Source organism: Corynebacterium sp. HMSC064E10, from assembly GCF_001812505.1.
Classification (GTDB): domain Bacteria; phylum Actinomycetota; class Actinomycetes; order Mycobacteriales; family Mycobacteriaceae; genus Corynebacterium; species Corynebacterium amycolatum.
This window is the reverse complement of the sequence record NZ_KV809173.1, coordinates 318,454-342,006: the sequence shown is the minus strand read 5'-3', so window position 1 is coordinate 342,006 and position 23,553 is coordinate 318,454. Positions and strand designations below refer to the sequence as shown.

Sequence of the window (23,553 nt, the reverse complement as noted above, 5' to 3'; positions counted from 1 at the left end):
GGGGGGGGGGGGGGGGGGGGGGGGGGGGGGCTACTGCAATGCGATCTTCTTCCGCTGCGGCTTGAGCAGCGTGGTCAGGAATATCAGCACCACGCCAAGCCCCGCGGCGGTAAACATCGCAATGCTATAGCCACGAATCAGGTCGGCGGTTGCAGGAGCTGCTGCACCAGCGCCGGAAAGACCCGCGGCAATGACAGTCGACAGTGCGACAAAAAGTGCAGTACCAACCGCGCCTGCAACCTGCTGCAGCGTGTTCAGGATCGCTGAGCCATCCGGGTAGAGGTTCTTGGGAAGATCGCCAAGGCCGAATGTGAACAGTGGAGTAAACAGCAGGCCCAGACCGATCTCAAAGACGATGTGGCAGGCGACAATCCACCACAGCGGAGTGGACGCCGAGATAAAGCCGAGCCCGAAGAGACCGAGGGCGAGAACAATAGAACCAGGGATTGCCAGCGGACGCGGACCGTAGGTGTCGAAAAGGCGGCCAACAGTCGGACCCATAAGCCCCATAATCAGCGGGCCGGGCATCACAATTAGTCCAATGGTCTTGACATCAACACCGCGCAGGTTGAGGTAGAGCGGCAGAATGATGATCACACCGAACATCAGCATAAAGCCGAAAGTCAGGATGGTTGTGGACAGTGTGAAGCTCTTGGTACGGAAGGTCCGAAGGTCCAGCAGAGCTCGGTTTCGTGGTGCCAAGCGGCGCTGACGCATGATGAAGAGCACCAGTAGCACGATTCCGGCTGCGCAGAGGATTCCGTCGATAAGCGAAAATTCGGCACCCACACGGCTGAGCGCATACACGAGCGGACCGAATGCGCCTGCGCTGAGGAACACCGAGAGAATATCGATGGGCTTGGCGGAGTTTTCCTCGATGTTGGGCACGAGGATGACACCGACCACGAGCACAATCAGGCCGAGCGGCAGCATCGTGTCGAAGAGCGCATGCCAATTGTTGTTTGCAATCTCCAGAATTAAACCGGAGAAAGTGGGGCCGATAGCAGGTGCGACGGCGATGACTATGCTCATGCGTCCCATCATGCGACCGCGCTCATGTTCCGGTACCACATTGAGAACCGTGGTCATCAGTAGTGGCAGCAACACTGCGGTGCCGGAGGCTTGAACAACGCGTGCGAGCAGCACGATTGCAAAACCTGGCGCGAAGGCACCGATGAGAGTGCCTACGACAAATAGCCCCTGGCTGATCGCGAAAAGAGTGCGGAAGCGCACTGAGGCAATGAGAAATCCAGTGACTGGAATGACAACAGCCATGGTCAGCAGGAATGACGTTGTCAGCCATCCGGCAGTCGCTGCGCTGATGTTAAGGTCCGCCTTAACGACGGGAATTGCGACACTCATGACCGTCTCGTTCAAGATAGCCATAAATGCCGCAGCTAGTAGCACATAAATGGCCATGTAAGCGTTTTTCGGCGCTTTGGCCTGTGCTGCTTCCGAACTTGGGCTCAATTCGGAATCTTCAGATTCAGAAACCAAGAGAAGTCACTTTCTAGATATAGGTACTGAAATAAGTAATTTTCTAAGATGTTGCGGCTTAGCGCAAGAAAATCCCCATCGTAAGCCGACAAAACGGCAAAGCCGACGGGGGCATTGGCACACAAGTTGCCCAACACATTCTAAGGTAAGGGATAGAGATGAACCCGTTGGGAAAGGACAAGAGAGCTGTGAGCAATATCAAGGTCGGCGTACTTGGCGCCAAGGGCAAGGTAGGGTCCACCATCTGCGAGGCAGTTGAAGCCGCCGACGATTTGGAGCTGGCAGCGGGTCTCGACTCGGGCGATGACCTGAATGAACTTGTCACCGCTGGTGTGCAGACCATTGTTGACTTTACTCAGCCCGACGCTGTGATGGGCAATCTTGAGTTCTGCATTAAGAATGGTATCAACGCCGTCGTGGGTACCACGGGCTTTACCAAGGAGCGCCTCGATCAGGTGCAGCGCTGGCTTGACGACGCCGACGGTGCCGTCAATGTCCTTGTTGCACCGAACTTCGCAATCTCCGCAGTATTGACCATGAAGATGGCAGAGCTAGCCGCTCCGTACTTCGAGTCCGCTGAAGTTATCGAAATGCACCATCCTTTTAAAAAGGATGCCCCCTCGGGCACCGCTATCCACACTGCTGAGGCTATTGCCCGTGCTCGCAAGGAAGCAGGCATGGGGGAGCAGCCCGACGCCACTGAGCAGACTCTGGATGGTGCTCGCGGCGCCAATGTCGAGGGCATTCCGGTGCACGCAGTCCGTATGACCGGTTCGGTGGCTCACGAGACCGTTATCTTCGGTGCTGAAGGACAGTCGCTAACCATTAAGCAGGACTCCTACTCGCGTACCAGCTTCGTACCGGGCGTACTGCTGGGCGTGCGTAAGATTGAGGATTTTCCGGGTCTGACTGTGGGACTGGAGCCGTTCCTGGGTCTTTAATAGCCGGGAGTTAACTTAAAATGTCTGAAAATGTCACTCTCAAGGCGCAGCTAATCGCCGCGACCAGCTTCTTCCCGCCAGAGGACATCGACTTTGATACCGATGCCGACGGTGGGGAAGCATTAATTGAGTTCTCTGGCCGGGCTTGTTATGAAACGTGGGACAAGCCTAATCCGCGAACTGCGACGAATAGGGGATATCTGCGGCATGTGCTCGAGGTAGGCCACACCTCACTTTTTGAACACGCAAGTGCAAGCATCTATGTCCGTGGGCTGTCGCGCTCGTGTGCACATGAACTCACACGGCACCGTCACTTTTCCTTTTCGCAGTTGTCGCAGCGGTTTGTGCCGGCTAGTTCCAACAATGTTGTGGTTCCTCCCGCAATTGCGGAGGACCCGGATCTATTGCGAGTTTTCGAAAGCGCGGTTGATCAGTCCCGTTTCGCCTATGGTGAGTTATTAGACGCACTGGAAGAGAAGTGGGCCGATGAGCCCAACGCTATCTTGCGGCGAAAGCAGGCACGCCAGGCAGCCCGGGCGGTTTTGCCCAATGCCACCGAAACTCGAATCGTGATTACTGGTAATTTCCGGTCTTGGCGCCACTTCATTTCGATGCGTGCGACCGAGCATGCCGATGCTGAAATTCGGGAGTTGGCGGTGGCTTGTCTGCGGGAGCTGCAGCGCTGCGCTCCTGTTGCTTTTGGGGATTTTGAGATCAACACTCTGAAGGATGGGTCGGTCGTCGCGTCGAGTCCTTACGCCTTCGAGGGGTAATCGCACGTACAGTGTGAAGATATAGTCGATTGAGATTTTTAAGAAAAGGTAGTCAACAATGAGCACAGGAATTGCGTCAACTCGCGGTGCTGACATTTTCGGCACTGTCGCCGTAGCTATGGTGACCCCTTTTGATAAGGACGGAAACCTCGATGTCAAGGCAGGTGTGCAGCTCGCTGGGCATCTTGTAGACGGCGGCTGCGATGCACTCATTCTGGCCGGTACTACTGGCGAGTCGCCTACTACGACCGTTGAGGAAAAGCTTGAGCTTCTCCGAGCTGTCCGCGCAGAGATGGGCGATAAGGTCAAGCTTGTGGCCGGTGCCGGCACCAATGACACGGCCGGGTCCATTGAGCTGGCAAAGGCTTCTGTGGAGGCGGGCGCGGATGCGCTGCTCGTCGTCACGCCGTATTACTCCAAGCCGTCCCAGGAGGGCCTGTACCGCCACTTTACGGCGGTGGCCGACGCAACCGAGGCTCCGGTGTGCCTGTATGACATTCCGCCGCGTTCGGTTATTCCGATTGAAGTTGATACCATTTACCGGTTGGCGGAGCACCCGAGAATCCAGGCTGTTAAGGACGCCAAGGGGGACTTGGGAGCTGCCGCCGGCATTATCGCTAATACTGATTTGGCGTGGTACTCCGGTGACGATGTGCTGAACCTTCCGTGGCTGTCGATTGGCGCCACCGGGTTCATTTCCGTTATTGGACATGCAGCCCCGCAGCTGCTGGCTGAGGTGCGCTCTTGCTTTGACAAGGGAGACCTTGCTGGTGCGCAGGCTGCCCACGCAAAGATGACTCCGCTGTTTGCCGCTCAGGCTGCACTTGGCGGTGTAAGTTTTGCTAAGTCCGCTCTGCGTCTGCAGGGCATTGAGATAGGAGATCCACGCTTGCCGCAAATTGCAGCAAATGACCAGCAGCTTGAGGTGCTTGAAGAAGCTATGCGGAAGGCAGGTGTTCTGTAGTGGCTGAAGGACGCAATCGCGCCCGCAAGGTAATTCGTAAGGCCGGTCCGCCTTCCGAGTCTGACGTGGCTGCAGCAGAGCAGTCCAAGAACTCTGCATCCAAGGGCTCCGACAAGGGTGGAGCTAATTCCAACGGCTCGAAGTCCTCGCAGCGTTCCGAGCGCTCTGAGCGTTCCGGTGATCGTAAGAACGCCGGCAACGCTAAGAAGTCCCAAGGTTCGTCGAATTCTTCCAACCGCGGTTCTCGTGGTGGTCGCGGTGGCCGTGGCGGTAACCGCGGAAATAATTCGCGGGGTGGCCGTGGCGGGCGTGGCGGTAACCGTCGTAACGTAGTGCAGTCGATGCAGGGTGCAGACTTGACGCAACGTCTGCCCGCGCCGCCAAAGGCCCCCAAGGACGGTCTGCGCGTGGTCGCGCTGGGTGGTATTTCCGAAATCGGTCGCAATATGACCGTGTTGGAGTACAAAAACCGACTGATTATCGTCGACTGTGGCGTGCTGTTCCCGAGCTCGGATGAGCCGGGTGTTGACCTGATTCTGCCTGACTTCTCCTACATGGAAGACAAGTGGGATCGCGTGGAAGCTCTCGTGGTCACCCACGGTCACGAGGATCACATCGGTGCTATCCCTTGGTTGCTCAAGCAGCGCGCGGACATCCCGATTATTGCTTCCCGCTTTACCTTGGCACTGATTCAGGCCAAGACACAGGAGCACCGTCAGCGCCCGAAGGTCATCGAGGTCAACGACACCAGCCACATTCAGCGTGGTCCGTTCGATCTGCGTTTCTTCAATGTCAACCACTCGATTCCGGAGTGCCTTGGCATCGTCATTAAGACCGGAGCTGGCATGGTTGTCCACACCGGTGACGTGAAGATGGACCAGACCCCGCCGGACGGAAAGCCGACTGACCTGCCGGCGCTGAGCCGCTACGGTGATGAGGGAATCGACCTCTTCTTGTGTGAGTCCACCAACGCCACAATCCCGGGCTTCTCCGGTTCCGAGGCGGAGTTGGCTCCGACCCTGCGTCGTCTGATTATGGACGCAAAGCAGCGCGTTATCGTCGCGGCCTTCGCGTCGAATGTCTACCGCGTTCAGGCTGTTATCGATGCAGCTGTCAAGTCTGGACGAAAGGTCGCGTTCAACGGCCGCTCCATGATTCGCAACATGCGTATCGCGCAGGAGTTGGGTCTGCTGACCGCGCCAGAGAACACCATCGTGGAGATGAACGAGGCCGCTCGCATGGCGCCCCACAAGGTCGTGCTGGTGACTACCGGTACGCAGGGTGAGCCAATGGCTGCGCTGTCTCGCATGGCCCGTCGTGAGCACCGTCAGATTACCGTTCGTGATGGCGACCTGATTATCCTCAGTTCTTCGCTGGTACCGGGTAATGAAGAGGCGGTCTTCGGCGTTATTAACATGTTGGCCCAGATTGGTGCCACGGTTATCACTGGCAAGGAAGCCAAGGTTCACACCTCCGGTCACGGGTTTGCCGGCGAGCTGCTGTTCCTCTACAACGCAGCCCGTCCGTCGAATGTCATGCCAATTCACGGTGAGTGGCGCCACATTCGTGCCAACAAGGAACTGGCTGTGTCCACTGGTGTGAAGCCAGAAAACGTTGTCCTCGCTCAGAACGGTGTGGTTGTCGACCTCGTTGACGGCCGCGCTCGTGTAGTTGGCCAGGTTCCGGTTGGTAACCTCTACGTTGATGGCGTCACCATGGGTGACGTCGACGCTGACGTGCTGGCAGACCGTGCTGAAATGCGTGAAGGTGGTCTTATCACCGTCACAGCCGTCATTGATAACCGCACTGGTCGTCCGTTGGAGAAGCCACGGGCTCAGGCTCGCGGTTACTCGGACGACGCCAAGGAAGTGCTCGCAACCGTCGAGCAGGTAGTTGACGATACTCTCTTTGACCTGGCTGGCAGTGGCGAGAACAATCCATACCGTATGGCTCAGGAAGTTCGTCGCCGCACCGAGCGCGTCATTAACCAGAAATGGCGTCGCAGCCCGATGGTTGTTCCGACCATCGTGCCGATGTCCTCAGAGGCAGCCGAAGAGGTCACCGATGAGGAAATCAAGGAGTCGCGCGAAAGCATCTAAGTTTCTAGAGGGTCTTTTAGCGTAAGAGCCCGCATCCACCTAAAGCCGTGTGGATGCGGGCTTCTCCGTGCCTGGTCTAGTCTGGAGCTATGACTTTTGCTGAACGGGAACGTGAAGACCTAGCTAATCTACTGCTCAGCGTCGGTCCCGACGCACCGACCTTGTGCGAGGGCTGGACAACCCGGGATTTGGCCAACCACCTTTACATTCGCGAAAACCGTCTGGATGCCGCTGGCGGGATGTTCGTCAAGGCGCTTTCGGAACGCCTCGATGCTGTTACCGCTGAGGTCAATCGAATGCCCTACGTCGAAGTGGTGGGGAAGTGGGGCAGTGGTGCTCCGCGATGGAATCCAATGAACTGGGCAGACCGCTACGTCAACACTGCGGAGAACTTCGTTCACCACGAGGATGTCCGTCGTGCCCAGGAAGGTTGGACCGTTCGTCAGCTACCACCCTCCGGAGTTTCAGACCTGTGGCGCCTGGTCACTACTGCCGGCCGTATGATGTTGCGCGGGTCGACCTCGACCGTGGTGCTAATGCGCGACGACGGGGTTGCGGTGACCCTAATCGACAACAGCGCTAAAGGTGCTCCGGTTGTGACTGTCCGCGGTAGCGTCGGGGAACTGGTGTTGTGGCTCTATGGCCGTGACGAGGTACGCGTCACCATCGACGGCGACGAATCGGGCATCAAGCGCAACAGCCTTTAAGATCGCGTTCTCAGTTCTGGACGGTCGTGGCAGCCCACCTGTTAAACAATGACATGCGTGTGACTAATGTGAAAACGATCCGGTGTTAGCTGTAAGGTAATGGTCATGTCTGCGACCAGCCGAACCAGAACTGACAATCGTCGTGGATCTTCCCGCTCTGCGGAGACAGATGCCACGCGGCGATACCCCGTGCACAGTGCCACGGAGGAATTCGAGCGCACTCCTAGCGCCATGTCGTTCGTGGGCAATAGCTTGGCCAACGCCTGGACTGAAACTGCCCGCGGCGTGGCCGGTCTTGCCCGTCGGGTAGGCGGTCGCAAAAATAAGCGAGATGAAGAGGAGAATATGTCGCGGCGCGAAAGTGACGCCGATTTTTCGACGAAGCCCCGTAGGAAGCGTCGTAAAGCTGCTAGCGGCTATGACGATGTAATTGAACCGCCGGCACAGGCCTCCGTGCCAGCTGACGAGTTCGACGCAGACTTCGATGAGGGTGGCGATCCGGGATCGAAGGATGGCCTCGCACTACTCGTGCTGGCGTTGGCGATTGTGCTCGCTGGCTCGACATGGTTCCACCTGGCAGGGCCAGTGGGGGAGTTCATTGAAACGGCAGTGCGCACGCTCATTGGTATCGGCGCTTTTGTACTTCCGGTGCTGCTCGGTGTTGTTTCCGTATTAATGATGCTGGATGCTATGCCACGCCGTGAACGTCTGACACCTACCATCACTGGAGCTTCGCTGATCGTGGTGGGGCTGCTCGCAATTGTGCATATCGGCTCGGGTCGTCCTGCGGACTGGCAGGGGCGACGTGCAGCCGGTGGCGCAATTGGTGGCTATATCGGTTCGCCGCTAGCAGCCGGGTTTACCTCGTGGGTCGCCGTGGTTTTGTTGCTGGGTATCGTTTTTTACGGCGCTCTGGTGCTCTCTGGCGCGACGGTGCGCCAGCTTATCGATGCCACTAAGGAATACTTCAATTTTTCCGAATGGTCTTCGCGTCGTGCCGGCGACGAGGCGGAATCGGACGATCCTTACGGCAATGTCGATGACATGCTGGAACGTCGTGCGAGCTGGGATTCCGATACCGCATATGCCGATGAGGACTTTGACCAGCCGACGCAGCTAATTGAGCGTCGCCCAAGCCACAGCAGCCGCACGCAACATTCCTCGTCTCGTTCGACCGATCGCTCTGCTTACCGAGCGCCTCGTCGTGGCGCGGATAGCCGTATGTCCGCACCCGAACCCGCGCCTTACGACGAACCGGATACTGACGGTAACCTCTACGATCTTTTGAACGAAGAGCCGCAGAGGAACCGACAGGCTCCGCGACGTGCCCGTCAGGTTGAGGATGTCGACTACGACTCGGCAAAGACCACAGTGTTCGATGTCCGGAATGGGGCACCGCACTCCAATCGAGTTTCCCCAGTGGAGCCGGCGTTTCCGGCAGCTGAGTACGTGGAGGAAACTCAGTCGGATGCAGTACATCGCGACACCGCTGAGACAGAATCGACTATTCCAGCTGTCGGGGGCACGAACTACCACGCTGTCGACGAGGATTATGACGAGTACTCCGAGTACCCGACGCAGGAGGCTGCTGCAGCTAGTAACAGCGAACGGAATTGTGTTTCCGATTCCCGAGCTCCGAAACAGCCCGCTGTTCAACCTGAGGTCGTAGAGCCGGCGAGCGCGCCGCAGGGCGAGTCGTCTGTCGATGATTCGCGGGATGCAGTGTCTGAGGCTACCCGCCGCACAATGGATGCCATTGCCGCTCGTTCTGGTATCGATGCCTCTAAGATTCCGGCCACAACTCCGAAGTCTGAATTGGAAAAGGATGCCGAGGGTACTTCCGGTTCGTCGGCACGCACGCCGGAATCTGACTATCACCTGCCATCGACTAACTTGTTGATTCCAGGTGAGCGTCCCAAGACACGTACGGCGACGAACGACCGCATGATCGAGGCGATTACTGAAGTATTCGCAGAATTCAAGGTCGATGCTGCGGTGACTGGTTTCTCTCGCGGTCCGACGGTGACTCGCTACGAGGTCGAGCTTGGCCCGGGCGTGAAGGTCTCGAAGATCACGAACCTGCAGTCCAACATTGCCTACGCGGTAGCGACCGACAATGTCCGCTTACTGACTCCGATTCCGGGGAAGTCGGCCGTTGGTATCGAGGTGCCGAACAACGACCGTGAGATGGTTCGGCTTGCCGACGTACTCAACGCGCCCAAGACCGTTGCGAACGATGACCCGATGCTGATTGGTCTCGGTAAGGATATTGAGGGCGAGTTTATCTCGCACTCCATCCAGAAAATGCCGCACCTTCTCGTTGCCGGTTCGACCGGTTCGGGTAAGTCCGCATTCGTAAACTCGATGTTGGTGTCACTGCTGACTCGTGCGACCCCGGAGGATGTCCGCCTGATTCTGGTGGACCCGAAGATGGTCGAGCTGACTCCATATGAGGGGATTCCTCACCTCATTACGCCAATCATTACTCAGCCGAAGAAGGCCGCGGCGGCTCTGCAGTGGCTGGTTGAAGAGATGGAACAGCGCTACATGGACATGAAGGCCGCCCGCGTCCGTCACATCAAGGACTTCAACCGTAAGGTCAAGTCCGGTGAGATTACGACCCCACTTGGCTCGGAGCGCGAGTACCGTCCGTACCCGTACATTGTCTGTGTCGTTGACGAGTTGGCAGACCTGATGATGACCGCACCCCGCGATATCGAAGATGCGATTGTGCGCATCACGCAAAAGGCCCGTGCCGCCGGTATCCACTTGGTGCTGGCTACGCAGCGTCCGTCTGTGGATGTGGTCACCGGCTTGATTAAGACGAACGTGCCATCGAGACTGGCATTCGCTACCTCGTCGCTCACGGACTCCCGCGTCATTCTTGACCAGGGCGGTGCTGAAAAGCTCATTGGTATGGGCGATGGCCTGTTCATCCCACAGGGTGCAGGCAAGCCGCGACGTCTTCAGGGCGCCTTCGTCACAGACGAAGAGATTCAGGCAGTAGTCGATGCAGCTAAGGCGCAGGCCGAGCCGGATTACGCCGAGGGAGTCACGGAGGATAAGAGCGCTGAGGCTGAGCGCAACATTGACCCTGATATCGGAGATGACCTGGAAGATTTGCTTCAGGCAGTCGAGCTGGTGGTCACCGCACAGCACGGGTCGACCTCGATGTTGCAGCGCAAGATGCGAGTCGGTTTCGCCAAGGCCGGTCGACTGATGGATCTGATGGAAACTCGCGGAGTGGTTGGACCGTCAGAGGGATCTAAGGCACGTGAGGTGCTGGTCAAGCCAGAGGAGCTCGAAACCATTAAGTGGATGATCAAGGGCGCAAACCCGGAGGATGCTCCTAAGGAAGAAGTAAACGTAGTCGACGCGGATCCGAATCAATCTATGGCGTAGGACGACCCAGCCTTACCGCCGTTTCTGATTGCGTGTATAGTCGGCACACGTGGAGGGGAGTATCCCCGGTAAAAGCGGATGTTTTCCGCTAGCCCGTGACGGTTATCGTCAGCACGGATTGGACGCACAGACTCGTCTTGTGCACATCGAATCCCGGTACCGTCACTTTTGCCACTATGGCAGAAGCAGGAGAGACCTCCGGTTCATGTTCGCACGACCGGAGGTCTTTTTTTAATATGCATGTCCCCGCATTGGTATGGATTATCACCATTGTGGTCGTCATGGGTTTTATCGCCTTTGACTTCTATGCACACGTTCGCACGCCGCATAACCCAACTATGAAGGAAGCCGGCATCTGGACCGCTTTCTACGTAGTCTTGGCATTAATTTTCGGCGGAATGGTGTGGTTGTTATGGGATCACCACCGAGGCATTGAGTTTCTATCGGGCTATATCACCGAAAAGGCGCTCAGCGTAGACAACCTATTTGTCTTTGCACTCATCATCGGCGCATTCAAGATTCCGCGCCAGTACCAACAAAAGGTTTTGCTGTTTGGTATTGCGATGGCGCTGGTATTCCGAGGCCTGTTCATTTGGGCTGGTGCGGCAGTTATTGCCAAGTGGTCTGACGTTTTCTACCTGTTTGCAATCTTCCTGATTTACACGGCTATCAAGACGGTGTACGACGAAGCCGTCGATAAGCCGGAACCCGATCCGTCGGATATGAAGCTGATTCAATGGCTGCGTCGAATCGTCCCAATTTCGGACCATTACAACAAGGACAAGTTGACCGTTAAGGAAAACGGCAAGCGTTACTTGACTCCACTTGCCATCGCGCTGGTGTCCATCGGTTTTATCGATGTGATGTTTGCGTTTGACTCTATCCCGGCTATCTACGGTCTGACGGATGAGGCATACATCGTCTTTACTGCAAATGCCCTTGCTCTCATGGGTTTGCGACAGATGTACTTCCTGCTCGACGGTCTGCTGGATCGCTTGGTGTACCTGGCTTATGGCCTGGGTGTCATCCTGGCCTTTATTGGTGTGAAGTTGCTGTTGCACGCACTGCATGAAAACAACCTGCCGTTTATCAACAGCGGTGAGAACGTGTCGGTGCCTGAAGTATCGACCTGGGCGTCGCTGGCGGTCATCGTCATCGTTCTGGTGGTGACTGTCCTGGCATCGTGGCTCAAGAGCAAGCGTGATGAAAACATGGGTGCGATTGCCCTTCCGCGTGTTCACCACGATGATGATGGAAGCCGCGATGGCCTCGGCTCTCACGCCTCCTCTACTTCTGTCAGTGAGGGGTCAACGTCGGCCGGAAGCGAAACTAACGGTTCACACACCGGTAAGAACGAGCCTGGGCGTTAATCGAACACGATTGTGAGATAAGGTAACAACTGTGACTGCTCCAAGTGCTGATACAAGCCGTGTTTCCAACTGGAACTTGCCCAATTTCCTGACCGTGCTTCGCATCCTCGGAGTACCGGTGTTCCTGTGGGTACTTCTTCAGGAGGGCGGCGAAGCCACCAATTGGCGCTGGTGGTCGTTTGTCGTATTCGCGCTTCTGATGGCGACTGACAAGTTGGACGGGCACCTCGCACGTAGCCGTAACCTCATTACCGACTTTGGCAAGATTGCCGATCCGATTGCCGATAAGGCTCTAATGCTGGCTGCGCTGATTGGTATGAACATCATCGACATTCTGCCGTGGTGGGTGACTGTCATCATCGTGATTCGCGAAGGTGGCATCACCATCTGGCGTATGTTCGCCCTGCGTCAGGGGCGTGTTGTTCCGGCTTCTCGGGGCGGCAAGATAAAGACGGTCCTGCAGTCTGTAGCAGTGGGGCTCTTCCTGATGCCAGTGGACTGGTTGTTCTGGCCGTCCTGGATTGTGATGGTTGCCGCCATTGTCGTTACCGTCGGTACTGGTATCCAGTACATTGTGGATGCGCGAAAGGTCTCGTAGAGAAATTAAGTGGAGGGTAAAGCTGTGAACACAGTCGAACGCCTCGCCCAGAGCGACGAAAACGCTGACGGTGTCGATGGCGTTTCGCTTCAACTCGTCCAAACGCTTACGGCTCGTGGCGAGACTTTTGCAGCCGCAGAATCACTTACCGCAGGTCTTCTCTGCGCTACAGTTGCCTCCGTACCGGGAGCCTCCGCCGTTCTCCGCGGTGGCGTGGTCACTTACGCCACTGACACGAAGGCATTGCTTGCCGACGTGCCAAAGGATGCTTTGGCCGCATATGGCCCCGTGTCCGAGTTGACGGCCCGGTATATGGCACTTGGAGTGGCAAATAAAGCAGTGGCGGACTGGGGGATTTCGCTAACTGGCGTTGCTGGTCCAGCGATGCAGGATGGGCACCCAGTAGGTGAAGTCTGGTGTGGTCTGAAACCGCCGGGAGTTTCGTACCTTGATGGGGTAACTGCTGTTAGGTTGCCGGTGAATAAAGAGGGGTCGCGCGCGGAGATTCGTCGTCAAGCAGTGGTATTGGCGTTAGAACTGTTGTTGCAGAATCTCGAGGGTGAGTAGAATTTTTGAAAATTGGGAACAGGTCGGCCCTCTAAAGCGTTAGAGAAAGTGATGACCAACAATACTGCACTTATGACCATTCGCTACCCAGAGGTAGATAGCGCTGCTGCTTTGCAGGCTTCCATGGATGCCACAGCGCCGTCGGCACGGGTGGCTGTAGCGGAGCAGCCTGAATCGGTTGCAAAGTTAACGGCACAGGATTTGGCGGAACGGGGAGAATCTCGTGAGCCACTCCTGCGAGAGGCACTGGGGGAAACGCTGCGTGATATTCGTTCGCGCAGTGGACAGACGCTGCGTGAGCTTTCTGAACATGCGGCTATTAGCCCTGGTTATTTGTCCGAGCTTGAGCGTGGACGGAAAGAAGTCTCATCTGAGCTGCTGGCGTCCGTATGTGCGGCGCTTGGTGTGACGGTGTCAGATTTGATGATGGAGGCGGCCACAGCGATGGCTCTGCATTCGGCGAGCCCGGAATTGGCAGCGATGTAGAAATTGGTTGCGGCGGTGGAATTTCACTCCACTGCTCCGGCACTTAGCACCCGAAGATGCTTGGCTTTAGTTAAGATTGGGTGCGCGATAAGCACAGACCTGCTTTGAGGTAGTTGCAATAAGAAAGGTGTATGGGACGCTATGGCTAATCCATTTGTAAAGCTGTGGAATTACTTGATGGCCGCTTTTGATTCCAAGATTGAGGAAAACGCTGATCCGAAGGTGCAGATTCAGCAGGCTATCGAGGATGCCCAGCGGCAGCACCAGGAACTATCGCAGCAGGCAGCGGCGGTGATTGGTAATCAGCGCCAGCTGGAAATGCGCCTTAACCGCCAGCTCGCTGAAATTGAAAAGCTGCAGGGGAACACTCGTCAGGCATTGCAGCTCGCTGACAAGGCTCGTGCTGAGGGGGATACCGCCAAGGCTACGGAGTATGAGAACGCAGCTGAGGCTTTCGCAGCTCAGTTGGTTACTGCTGAGCAGTCGGTAGAAGATTTGAAGGCTCTGCACGATCAGTCGCTGCAGCAGGCAACTCAGGCTAAGAAGGCCGTCGAGCGTAATTCCATGCAGTTGCAGCAGAAGGTCGCGGAGCGCGCAAAGCTCCTCAGCCAGCTGGAGCAAGCAAAGATGCAGGAGAAGGTCTCTGAGTCCTTGCAGTCGATGAATCAGATTTCTTCGGGGGCTACACCTAACCTGGATCAGGTTCGTGACAAGATTGAGCGTCGTTACGCTAACGCTCTTGGCCAGGCTGAGCTGGCTCAGAACTCGGTTCAGGGGCGTATGGCTGAGGTAGAGGCCGCAGGCGTTCAGCTTGCTGGGCACTCTCGCCTGGAGCAGATTCGCGCAGAAATGAACGGCGGCAACGAGCTCTCTGGTGGCGAGGCTCAGAAGTCCATCGAGGGAAATGCTGCCTCCAACGTTGACCCTGCTGTTGCTGAGCGCATGCGCCAGCTGCGTGAGGGCAATTAATTCTGCTACTCACCTTCGCCACGTGCGATTAGCGAATCACCCATTGCCTTCGAGCGGTTAATGGTTCGGATGACCACAGGTACGCCGAAGGCGATGATTGAGCCGGCAGCCCCTCGGGCTTTTCGAGCCTCCAGTACCTCGGCAGCGGCCATAACTTGAAGCGGAATCATACGCAGCGTCAGCGATAGTGCGAGCGCGATGGTGTCGACTGGTAGGCCGAAACGAGCGAACGGTTGCATCGCAGTGGTCAAAGTATCCATGATGTCGCTGACGCGGGTCGTCAGCGTTAGCAATATTGCCGCTGCGATTGCGGCGAGAAGCGCGAGGAAGGTCGTCAGCGCTTGCTCACCCCCGGCGCGCCACCATAGGAGAAGCGAAAGCAGCGCCAAAATGATTACGGCTCCACGGAGCTGTCGGAAAGGAACCATGGGTGGCACCTTGGCCACCGCATAAGCGAGGGTGACAATTGCCAGGGCAATCGCCCCGCCTAACCAGGTATCCACGAGGATCCCGGTGAGCAATAAAAATGCGATGACAATGATGAGCTTGGGGGCCGTCGGGAGCCTGTGCGCAGGCGACTTATGGTTGAGGTAAAGCCCTAACGGGACATCGGCTGGATGAATCATGAGCGGCCTTCTTCTGCACGAGTCATATCGCTGACGTATCGGTCAATAACTTCCTTGGGCGCACCGTCGTCGACGATTTCTCCTGCGCTTACACGGATAACCCGGTCGAAGTCCATAAGAAAACCCAGATCATGAGTGACCACGATAATTTGCTGCTCAAGCTGGGCGAAAATTTTCCGAATGTGGAGACGATTACGCAAGTCGAGGAGCGTAGTGGGCTCATCGGCAATAATGGTCGTGGGATTAAGAATTAACACTGCCGCCAGCGCCAGAAGCTGTTTTTGTCCACCCGAGAGCACGTGCGGCGAGGCGTCAGCATGATCGGCGAGCCCAAATCGCTCGAGGGCTTCCTGCACCAGCTGGTTGCGCTCATCCTTTGTTAGCTTTCGCTTGCGTAGTGAAAAGGCAATGTCCTCTGCGACTGTCGGCATCACAATTTGGTTATCCGCATCAGAAAAGATGAAGCCGACCTTCTTGCGAATTGCCTTTGCCTGCTTTGCGACATTCATGCCCTCATACGTAACCGTGCCGCCAGTGACCGGGCCCAGGCCGTTAATAAGTCGCACCAGCGTGGACTTACCGCCACCGTTTTCGCCGATAATGCCGATACGGTTCTCTGTGAGAGTTAGCGTGGTTGGCCTCAATATCTGGCGTCCCGAATAGGTTGCGGAAGCGCGGTCAAAAGCGATGGTGGGCATAGTGCGACTCGAGGACCTTTCTAAGTCTGTGGGTTAATTGCCCGAGGTGGCTGCTTCCTTAACCAAACGACTTTGCTTACGGTTGGCAGCGTCGGGAAGCAAATCAGGGAAAGCCTGCAGTACGGCAGTAGCAATAAGCGCGGCTACGACAACCTTTGCAACGTCGCCCGGGATAAACGGGACGTTGGTAATCAGTGCGTCGGTGAAGCTAAGTCCCATACGCCATGCCAAGCCGACAGATCCGAAGAAGTACTGCAGTAGAACTCCGACGAGGCCCGCGCCGATGAAGACGCTGATTCGTGAAACCTTCGCCCGCGGTGCTTGCTGGGCAATCGCGCCGATTGCGAAACCGGCAATTAAGTAGCCGACAATGTAACCCACGGTAGGGCCGGGGAGTGCGGCGAGAAGTGGTTTCCAGCCCGCCATGTTTGGGACACCCACGAGCCCAACAGCCAGGAACAGGGTAGTGGCGAGGCCGCCGCGTTTGAATCCGAGAATCATCCCTGCCAGTGCGATGCCCATGTTCTGTAGCACGATTGGCACGCCGAGACCGCCAACGGGAATGGCAATCCCGCCGAGTACGATGATCAGTGCTGCGAAAGCAGCGATAATAGTGAGGTCATACACCTTGGAATTATTCACAGCTCTCATCTTAATCCCCTGGGTTGAGCACTGTTCAGGCAGGGGAGCGGGGATTAGGTTATGAACAGAGGGGGCCAGGTAGGTATCAGTGACAGGTATCTTGTACGTTGGTCTCATGCGATTGGCCGATTTTCACAACTTCGTCAATTACGAATTTGGGCCTCAGCACGGCCCGTGGCTGTTGCATTCCCACGTGCTGATGGAATATGGAAAGACTCCCGCGGAATTGCTTGAGGACGGGGTCGAACCTCGAGATATCTGGTGGGCGCTGTGTAGGGAACACGATATTCCTGAAGACCGCTGGTACGGCCCTGACGAATAGGTTCCGGCGTAGACAACGGCGAATGCTTGCCGACGGCACTTGCGTGTCGTTGCCATTCGAACAGGGTTTCGCATATTATCGAAAGTGCTGATGAAGTCAATCCGTCTGATTCGGTATAACTTCCGGGTGTAACCGGCAGTAGAGATGTCGCGGACCAATTTGGAACCGGAACGGCTAGTTTCGCGCCTAATTAAGTGTGAGCGAAGTTTCTGTTTTGGATGAAAATCGGGACACACATTCTCTGAGTACGGCTCCAGAACCCGATACCGTACGCGACAATGACAATGAGGAAGAACAACGAACTATGGCTCGTAAGAAGGCTACGGCTTCGAACCAGGGCAATGATCGCCTGAAGGCGCTCGATGTAGCTCTGGCGAATATTGAGAAGGACTTTGGTAAAGGTGCAGTTATGCGCCTGGGGGATGACAATCGTCCTCCAATTCAGGTTATTCCCTCCGGCAATATCGCTATCGACGTGGCTTTGGGCCTGGGTGGGTTCCCACGTGGTCGTATCGTAGAGATCTATGGTCCAGAATCCTCAGGTAAGACCACAGTCGCACTGCATGCTATTGCAGAGGCACAGCGGCAGGGCGGTATTGCCGCATTTATTGATGCGGAGCATGCGCTGGATCCGGTTTATGCGCGCAAGCTTGGAGTAGATACGGACAACCTTCTGGTATCCCAACCAGATACCGGTGAGCAGGCACTTGAGATCACAGATATGTTGGTGCGTTCCGGTGCTATTGACATCATTGTGGTTGACTCGGTGGCCGCGTTGACTCCGAAGGCTGAAATCGACGGTGAAATGGGCGATTCCCACGTTGGTCTGCAGGCGCGGTTGATGAGTCAGGCGCTGCGAAAGATGACGGGCGCCCTGTCTAACACCGGCACCACTGCCATCTTCATTAACCAGCTGCGTGAAAAGATTGGCGTCATGTTCGGCTCTCCTGAGACCACCACGGGTGGTAAAGCACTGAAGTTCTACGCTTCCGTTCGCTGCGACGTACGCCGAATTCAGACGTTGAAGGACGGCCAGGATGCCGTGGGTAACCGCACGCGCTTGAAGGTAGTCAAGAACAAGGTGTCGCCGCCGTTCAAGCAGGCAGAGTTTGACATCATCTACGGCGAGGGCATTTCGCGTGAGGGCTCGTTGATTGACATGGGCGTTGATAACGGCATCGTCAAGAAGTCGGGTTCGTGGTTTACCTACGAGGGCGATCAGTTGGGCCAGGGCAAGGAAAAGGCTCGTATGCACCTGCGCGAGAATCCAGAAATTGCCCAGGAAATCGAAGTCAAGATTAAGAAGAAACTCGGGGTCGGGGAATTCGCTGAGGTCGAGGACGAGACCGATATCGATGCCCCTGTCGATGTCGTGCCGGACATCGACTTCGATGATTTGGAAGACTAGCTGGCTCGAGGCGTAGTGCCGGGACACATGAAAAGTGAGGACCGTGGAGGATCGTAACGGCCGCGATGTGCGGGAGACTATCGAAAAGCTTGCTCAGCAGATTGCGGAAGCTGACGGTAGTTCGCTCTACGATGCGGGTCGTGAGGAATCCAAGGCTCCGATTCGTGCTAAGGCGCTGCGCTTGCTCGATCAGCGAATGCGCTCCCGCAAGGAACTCGTAGAAAGGCTCGAGGCAGTCGAGGAGTTTCCAACCTCGATGATTGAAGAAGTCGTTGATGACCTGACCCGAAGTGGTTTGGTTAATGACGAGCTTTTCGCATCCGAATGGGTGCGGCAGCGCTTTGCCAGTCGCGGCAAGTCGAAGATGGTTTTGAACCGGGAGCTGCAGGAAAAGGGTATTGATGCTTCGCTTCGTGCTGATGCGTTGGAGCAGATCACGCACAACGCGGAAGAAGAAGTCGCACGGAAGCTAGCGGCGAAGAAGGCGGCCACTATTAAATCAGTAGCGCCTGACTTCAACTCCAAGCAAAAGGATTTACGCAAAGTTGTCGGTGTGCTGGCGCGGCGCGGTTTCCCCTCTGAATTGTCCATGAGCATTGCTCGGGATCAGTTAGAAGAGCGATACCGGAAACTCGAAGAGGACACAGATTAGCGCCGGTACCATTTCACGCTGGATTAGCACGCCGGCTGCGGACCGGTCAGGTTTAAAGGAATCGCTGATTGGGGAAATGGGCCATAAACAGCTAACCTAAACTGCCGTGACTACCCCTTCTTTGAACCCTCAGCAGCAGTCTTCGCCTCGCACATATGAGGTGCGTACGTTCGGTTGTCAGATGAACGTCCATGACTCGGAACGACTGTCTGGCTTGCTGGAAGAAAACGGTTATGTAGCGGCTGCAGAAGGCGAGAATCCCGATCTGGTCGTTTTCAACACCTGTGCCGTTCGAGAGAATGCGGACAACCGACTCTATGGCACATTGGGACAGCTCAAACCGGTCAAGGATGCTCACCCAGGCATGCAGATTGCCGTCGGTGGCTGCTTGGCCCAGAAGGATAAGGACGTCGTTGTAAAGAAAGCCCCATGGGTGGACGTCGTCTTCGGTACGCATAACTTGGGTTCGTTGCCAGCATTGTTGGAACGCGCCGCTCATAATGACCGGGCTGAAGTCGAGATTAAGGACGCGCTGGAAGAATTTCCCTCGGTGCTGCCGGCCAAGCGTGAATCCACTTACGCAGGTTGGGTGAGTATCTCCGTAGGCTGCAACAACACGTGCACCTTCTGCATCGTCCCCAGTTTGCGGGGTAAGGAACGCGATCGTCGGCCAGGCGAGATTCTCGCTGAGGTCCAGGCACTCGTGGAGCAGGGCGTTACTGACGTCACCCTCCTCGGCCAGAATGTCAACGCCTATGGTGTTAACTTCGCCGACCCTGACATGGAACGCGACCGCTCGGCTTTTTCCAAGTTGCTGCGCGCCTGCGGCCAGATTGAGGGGCTGGAGCGGGTGCGCTTTACATCTCCGCACCCAGCTGAGTTCACCGATGATGTCATCGACGCCATGGCGGAGACACCGAACGTGGTTCATCAGTTGCACATGCCGCTACAGTCCGGTTCCGACCGAGTGCTGAAAGACATGCGCCGTTCCTACCGCACCAAGAAATTCCTGGGAATTCTGGAGAAGGTTAGGGAAAAAATGCCGGATGCGGCTATTACCACTGACATCATTGTCGGTTTCCCTGGCGAGACTGAAGAGGACTTCCAGCAAACTCTCGACGTGGTGGAAAAGGCTCGCTTTAGCTCGGCTTTCACCTTCCAATACTCGCCCCGCCCGGGAACTCCGGCGGCGACCATGACTGAGCAGGTTCCACCAGAGGTAGTGAAGGAACGCTATGGTCGGCTGCTAGCGCTTCAGGAGCGTATTTCCGAGGAAGAAAACGCCAAGCTAGTCGGCCGGGAAGTCGAGCTGCTGGTCAGCCAGTCCGATGGCCGTAAGAATGCGGAGACTCATCGCATGTCAGGTCGGAGTCGGGATGGTCGCCTGGTGCACTTCAGCCCGTCGGAAAGCGAACCTGGTGTCGTTGACCGAAAGATTCGCCCAGGTGACTACGTGACAGTGTGCGTGACCGACTCTGCACCCCACTTCCTGATTGCCGACTCCGGCGTGCTGACGCACCGTCGCACTAAAGCGGGGGATAATGTGGAGGTCGGTCAGATTCCGACGACCGCTCCGATTGGAGTTGGTCTGGGCTTGCCAAAGATTGGGCGCCCGGAGAAAACGAAGGTAAGTGAGGGATGCGGTTGTGAGTAGTGACAAGGCTTCGCCGGAAAGTGATATGGAATCCACTAGCGAGCAGTCCGTGGAATCCGCGCAGGCATTGCGGGTTCAGGAGCGCAAGGCCGCCGGCGAGCTGGATCTCGGCCGTGCGGTGATTCCGATGATGGTTGCCGTCATCGGCCTTATTACGAGCTTCTTCCTTCCACATTCGGGCGTCGTTTTGGGCTTTGATGTGCTGCTGGATACGGATGTTGCACATCAGTACTTCACGACGCGCCCGGAACGAATTTACTCCATTCTTGTGGTGGTAGGCGTACTGCTGGCTATTGCCACGCTGATTACGCGGACGACGATTCTCGCGTTTGTCACCTGGTTTTTTGCCTGCATTCAGATGGTCTACTCAGTCTTCGCTGGCTGGATGCGCCAGTCTCGTCCACAGGAACTGGCCGGCGAGGGTATTTCCTTTGGCCTGATGCTCGGCATTTTCTGCAGTTTTCTACTGGCCATTTCCGTGACTTTCATCGCTTTCCGACGCAGTAAGGAGCAGCTCGCAATCGCGACGAAACGTCGCAAGCACGCTGACACCGATCCGGTACTGCGAGCGCAGCAGGTTTACCTGCGTGCGGGCCTGACACCGAATACAACTACTGATGTAGAGGTCGTCGACGACCGCCGTGAACGCGCACGCCGACGCAATCGTGGCCAGCAGGGCAGTAGCGCGGACAATGTCTCTCAACGGGCTGGCGAACAGGACGAGCAGATCAGCGACGAGTAGTGAGATTCTTTAACTAGCGCAGTAAGAAAGGGGCTCTCTTCCACTGCACTGCTCCCCACTAGTCGGTAACTGATTTCTCAGTCCAACTTTCGGGGGCTAGTTCACGGAAGAGAGCCCCTTTCTTTTAATCATCCACGCGTTGCCAGAGCATAGCTGAGCCAAGCTTCTGTTAGAGCTCCTTGAGAGTCGCCGCGGCCTGCTCTGCCCACTGTCGCCACTGTTCGGCCTGCTCCCGAGCCTTGGCGGCCTGAGAAGCCTTGCCCTTCGCCTCGAGTTCGGCGGCCTTCTGCTCAAACTCCGCTGCGCGGTCGGCGAACTGCTGGACGCGAGCCTGTGCTTCGGGGTCGGTGCGGCGCCACTGCGAATCAGCCGCATCGGAGACGCGCTTTTCCAGTGCACCAATGCGGTTTTCATACTCACGCACACGACCACGCGGCACAAAGCCGATGGCCTCCCATTTCTCTTGCAACTGACGCAGTTCGTTGCGAGCGTGATCGAGGCCCTTGGACGGATCAATGCGGTCTTCATATTCAGCCAGCAGTGCGTCCTTGGCCGCAGCGTTTTCCTCGAACTCCTTGTCTCGAGCTTCGTTGACCGCGTTGCGAGCACCAAAGAACTCATCCTGAGCGGCCTTGAAATGCGCCCACAGCTTGTCATCGACCTCGCGTGGCGCTCGACCAGCGGCCTTCCACTCAGCCATCAGGTCGCGGAAGGCAGCAGCGGTGCCACCCCAATCAGTGGAGGTCTTCAGGGCCTCAGCTCGCTCAATGATGTCCTCCTTAACGCGGCGAGCAGCCGCACGGTTGCGGTCCAGTTCCGCAAAATGGGCACCGCGGCGGCGGTTGAAAGAATCACGCGCGCGGGAGTAACGGCGCCAGAGTTGATCATCAGTTTTGCGGTCGATGCCGCGAATCTGCTTCCACTCCGTGAGAATCTCGCGGATACGGTCGCCGGCGACTTTCCACTCGGTGGAGTTCTCTGCGAGCTCCTCGGCCTCTGCGGCGAGCTCTTCCTTACGTGCGATGGCGTTCTTACGGCGCTCTGCCTTGTCGTGAGCGACTTTTTCCTCTGCGACGTGGGAGGTGGCAATGACCTCTGCAAGGCGCTTATCCAGCGCATCGATATCGCCGAGGACTGCGGCGGTGGAAAGGCTCTCACGCAGTTCAACTGCGTTGTGGGAAATGGTCTTTGCCTCCTGCGGGTGGGAGACTACACGAGATTCCAGTAACTCGACCTCGGTGGCCAGATCCTCGTAGCGCTTGCCGTAGTGGGCATAACCCTCTTCTACGGTGCCGGCCTGCCAGGAACCAATATTGCGCTTTCCGGCGTTGGTGACCAACCAAACAGTGCCGTCTTCGTCAATGAGGCCAAACTTCTTTGGATCATTGTGGACGGCATGTGTCACAGCGGCCGACCCCGCAAGCGCTTGAGTGGTTCCAGGGGCCTTACGATGAGCCGGCATTGCGCCTGGTCGAGGTCCGGGACGTGGACCCGGGCGTGGACCTGGCTTAGGGGAATTGCTGGTACCGGTCATAGTGGGTAAACCTCTTCCAATCTTCATGCAGAACTGCCGCGCGACACGGCTGCCATCAAACACTTACGGTATGTGCTCGAGTATCCCAAAAATTTTGGCACAGCGCGCGTAACACCGCCGGAATAAGGCATCGACTAGCCCCTCACGGTAGCGTTGAGGACGTGAATTCGCGTTTGCCTCGGCTTGTTATCGTTCCGCGTGCGCTCCTCATCGTCGAGGAGCTGGGTGGTTTTGCAGCTATCGCCACGAAATTGCGCCGTCAAACCCGTGAAACTGTTGCGACGCTGTGGACAGATGACGAACCCGGGGAGCCCGGCGCGGTCGCCATTATCACTGGCAGAATGCAGGCGAAGTCCCCGCATCAGAACAGCACACCCGGCAGTTTCTCCCCGTATGGGGTTGATGTCACGGTGTCCGGCGGAACCGAATTACCTGAGCTGCTGGGGCGCTGGCTTATCGAAGACTACGCGCGACGGAATTCTGAAGGACACACTGGCCGCGTCATTCAGGCAACGTGCTTCGAGTCTATCGACGAGGCACTCGCTGCCGGTCACACGCGTCTGCTTGTGCTTGTCGACGGCGCATTCGGCCTTGCAGACGATTCCCCGGTCGGCGTAATTGAGGGTGCAGCGGAGGTTGATGCGCTGTGCAGTCTGATTGCTGGGCAGGACTGCTCCACCGTTAACGTGGAAAATATTGTGTTTCCAGCTCCCGGCGCGTACGCAGCCGAGTTATGGCAGCAGCTGAGTAAAGCTGCTGAAAGCTGGATGGGGTCTGGAATGACCGTCGTAAAGCGTTCTTACTATGACGGAGCGCCTTATGGCATCGGTTACCACGTGGCCAGCTGGCAGTGTGTTGCGGAGTAAGAGCTCGCGTTTTTAGTTTTTGTGCAGGAGTGTGAA

22 protein-coding genes are annotated in these 23,553 nt (G+C 56.7%); 17 read left to right on the top strand and 5 right to left on the bottom strand.

Annotated elements, in window-relative coordinates; genetic code table 11:
- Positions 1–30: 30 nt before the first annotated feature.
- Complete coding sequence (locus tag HMPREF2860_RS03310) at positions 31–1,470, bottom strand: DHA2 family efflux MFS transporter permease subunit (protein ID WP_224786670.1); 1,440 nt, start codon at positions 1,468–1,470, stop codon at positions 31–33.
- 215 nt (positions 1,471–1,685) lie between these two features.
- Between HMPREF2860_RS03310 and dapB the strand changes: the two genes are divergently transcribed.
- The 11 genes from dapB (at position 1,686) to HMPREF2860_RS03255 (ending at position 14,373) form a co-directional block, all read left to right on the top strand.
- Positions 1,686–2,438, top strand: a complete 753-nt coding sequence (gene dapB, locus HMPREF2860_RS03305; protein ID WP_083300200.1) for a 4-hydroxy-tetrahydrodipicolinate reductase — start codon at positions 1,686–1,688, stop codon at positions 2,436–2,438.
- 20 nt (positions 2,439–2,458) lie between these two features.
- Entirely contained in the window at positions 2,459–3,211 is a 753-nt protein-coding gene (gene thyX, locus HMPREF2860_RS03300; RefSeq protein WP_070560368.1) for an FAD-dependent thymidylate synthase, read from the top strand.
- 58 nt (positions 3,212–3,269) lie between these two features.
- Entirely contained in the window at positions 3,270–4,175 is a 906-nt protein-coding gene (gene dapA / locus HMPREF2860_RS03295; RefSeq protein WP_038628744.1) for a 4-hydroxy-tetrahydrodipicolinate synthase, read from the top strand.
- Positions 4,175–6,274, top strand: coding sequence for a ribonuclease J (locus HMPREF2860_RS03290; RefSeq protein ID WP_070628584.1), 2,100 nt, complete (start codon positions 4,175–4,177; stop codon positions 6,272–6,274). The genes dapA and HMPREF2860_RS03290 overlap by 1 nt, the downstream gene beginning before the upstream one ends.
- An 89-nt stretch (positions 6,275–6,363) precedes the next feature.
- Entirely contained in the window at positions 6,364–6,981 is a 618-nt protein-coding gene (locus tag HMPREF2860_RS03285) for a TIGR03085 family metal-binding protein (RefSeq protein ID WP_016422602.1), read from the top strand.
- Between the two features lie 105 nt (positions 6,982–7,086).
- On the top strand, positions 7,087–10,383 hold the full coding sequence (locus tag HMPREF2860_RS03280; protein WP_070628783.1) for a DNA translocase FtsK: 3,297 nt from the start codon (positions 7,087–7,089) through the stop codon (positions 10,381–10,383).
- A gap of 236 nt (positions 10,384–10,619) precedes the next feature.
- The gene (locus HMPREF2860_RS03275; RefSeq protein ID WP_016422604.1) at positions 10,620–11,753 is read left to right on the top strand and encodes a TerC family protein; all 1,134 of its coding nucleotides are present in this window, start codon (positions 10,620–10,622) and stop codon (positions 11,751–11,753) included.
- A 31-nt stretch (positions 11,754–11,784) separates the two neighbouring features.
- The gene (gene pgsA / locus HMPREF2860_RS03270; protein WP_016422605.1) at positions 11,785–12,351 is read left to right on the top strand and encodes a CDP-diacylglycerol--glycerol-3-phosphate 3-phosphatidyltransferase; all 567 of its coding nucleotides are present in this window, start codon (positions 11,785–11,787) and stop codon (positions 12,349–12,351) included.
- Positions 12,352–12,375: 24 nt separating this feature from the next.
- Positions 12,376–12,918 carry a CinA family protein gene (locus HMPREF2860_RS03265; RefSeq protein ID WP_038629583.1) on the top strand — a complete coding sequence of 181 codons (543 nt, stop codon included), beginning with the start codon at positions 12,376–12,378 and terminating at the stop codon, positions 12,916–12,918.
- Between the two features lie 51 nt (positions 12,919–12,969).
- A complete protein-coding gene (locus HMPREF2860_RS03260) occupies positions 12,970–13,404 on the top strand; it encodes a helix-turn-helix domain-containing protein (protein ID WP_038628748.1) in 435 nt (144 codons plus the stop codon).
- 141 nt (positions 13,405–13,545) lie between these two features.
- Positions 13,546–14,373 carry a PspA/IM30 family protein gene (locus HMPREF2860_RS03255; protein ID WP_038628750.1) on the top strand — a complete coding sequence of 276 codons (828 nt, stop codon included), beginning with the start codon at positions 13,546–13,548 and terminating at the stop codon, positions 14,371–14,373.
- A gap of 5 nt (positions 14,374–14,378) precedes the next feature.
- Here the strand turns inward: HMPREF2860_RS03255 and HMPREF2860_RS03250 are convergent, their stop codons facing one another.
- Genes HMPREF2860_RS03250 through HMPREF2860_RS03240 form a run of 3 tightly spaced genes read right to left on the bottom strand, consistent with a single transcriptional unit; the run spans position 14,379 to position 16,348 of the window.
- On the bottom strand, positions 14,379–14,999 hold the full coding sequence (locus HMPREF2860_RS03250) for an energy-coupling factor transporter transmembrane component T family protein (RefSeq protein ID WP_070628583.1): 621 nt from the start codon (positions 14,997–14,999) through the stop codon (positions 14,379–14,381).
- Complete coding sequence (locus HMPREF2860_RS03245) at positions 14,996–15,697, bottom strand: energy-coupling factor ABC transporter ATP-binding protein (RefSeq protein ID WP_070628582.1); 702 nt, start codon at positions 15,695–15,697, stop codon at positions 14,996–14,998. Before HMPREF2860_RS03245 ends, HMPREF2860_RS03250 begins: the two co-directional genes overlap by 4 nt.
- A gap of 33 nt (positions 15,698–15,730) precedes the next feature.
- Entirely contained in the window at positions 15,731–16,348 is a 618-nt protein-coding gene (locus HMPREF2860_RS03240; RefSeq protein WP_038628756.1) for a biotin transporter BioY, read from the bottom strand.
- 79 nt (positions 16,349–16,427) lie between these two features.
- Between HMPREF2860_RS03240 and HMPREF2860_RS03235 the strand changes: the two genes are divergently transcribed.
- From HMPREF2860_RS03235 to HMPREF2860_RS03215, 5 genes are all read left to right on the top strand, one after another.
- Complete coding sequence (locus HMPREF2860_RS03235; protein WP_080972864.1) at positions 16,428–16,661, top strand: DUF3046 domain-containing protein; 234 nt, start codon at positions 16,428–16,430, stop codon at positions 16,659–16,661.
- Positions 16,662–16,965: 304 nt separating this feature from the next.
- A complete protein-coding gene (gene recA, locus HMPREF2860_RS03230) occupies positions 16,966–18,069 on the top strand; it encodes a recombinase RecA (protein WP_038628758.1) in 1,104 nt (367 codons plus the stop codon).
- Positions 18,070–18,112: 43 nt separating this feature from the next.
- Positions 18,113–18,721, top strand: a complete 609-nt coding sequence (locus tag HMPREF2860_RS03225) for a regulatory protein RecX (protein ID WP_038628760.1) — start codon at positions 18,113–18,115, stop codon at positions 18,719–18,721.
- Between the two features lie 106 nt (positions 18,722–18,827).
- Positions 18,828–20,375: a tRNA (N6-isopentenyl adenosine(37)-C2)-methylthiotransferase MiaB gene (gene miaB / locus HMPREF2860_RS03220; RefSeq protein ID WP_049181215.1), complete on the top strand. Its 1,548-nt coding sequence runs from the start codon at positions 18,828–18,830 to the stop codon at positions 20,373–20,375.
- On the top strand, positions 20,368–21,117 hold the full coding sequence (locus HMPREF2860_RS03215) for an Rv2732c family membrane protein (protein ID WP_224786671.1): 750 nt from the start codon (positions 20,368–20,370) through the stop codon (positions 21,115–21,117). The genes miaB and HMPREF2860_RS03215 overlap by 8 nt, the downstream gene beginning before the upstream one ends.
- 169 nt (positions 21,118–21,286) lie before the next feature.
- Here the strand turns inward: HMPREF2860_RS03215 and HMPREF2860_RS03210 are convergent, their stop codons facing one another.
- On the bottom strand, positions 21,287–22,522 hold the full coding sequence (locus HMPREF2860_RS03210) for a DUF349 domain-containing protein (RefSeq protein ID WP_246818273.1): 1,236 nt from the start codon (positions 22,520–22,522) through the stop codon (positions 21,287–21,289).
- 290 nt (positions 22,523–22,812) lie between these two features.
- Between HMPREF2860_RS03210 and HMPREF2860_RS03205 the strand changes: the two genes are divergently transcribed.
- A complete protein-coding gene (locus HMPREF2860_RS03205; protein ID WP_038628766.1) occupies positions 22,813–23,517 on the top strand; it encodes a class III extradiol ring-cleavage dioxygenase family protein in 705 nt (234 codons plus the stop codon).
- The last annotated feature ends 36 nt before the right edge of the window (positions 23,518–23,553 follow it).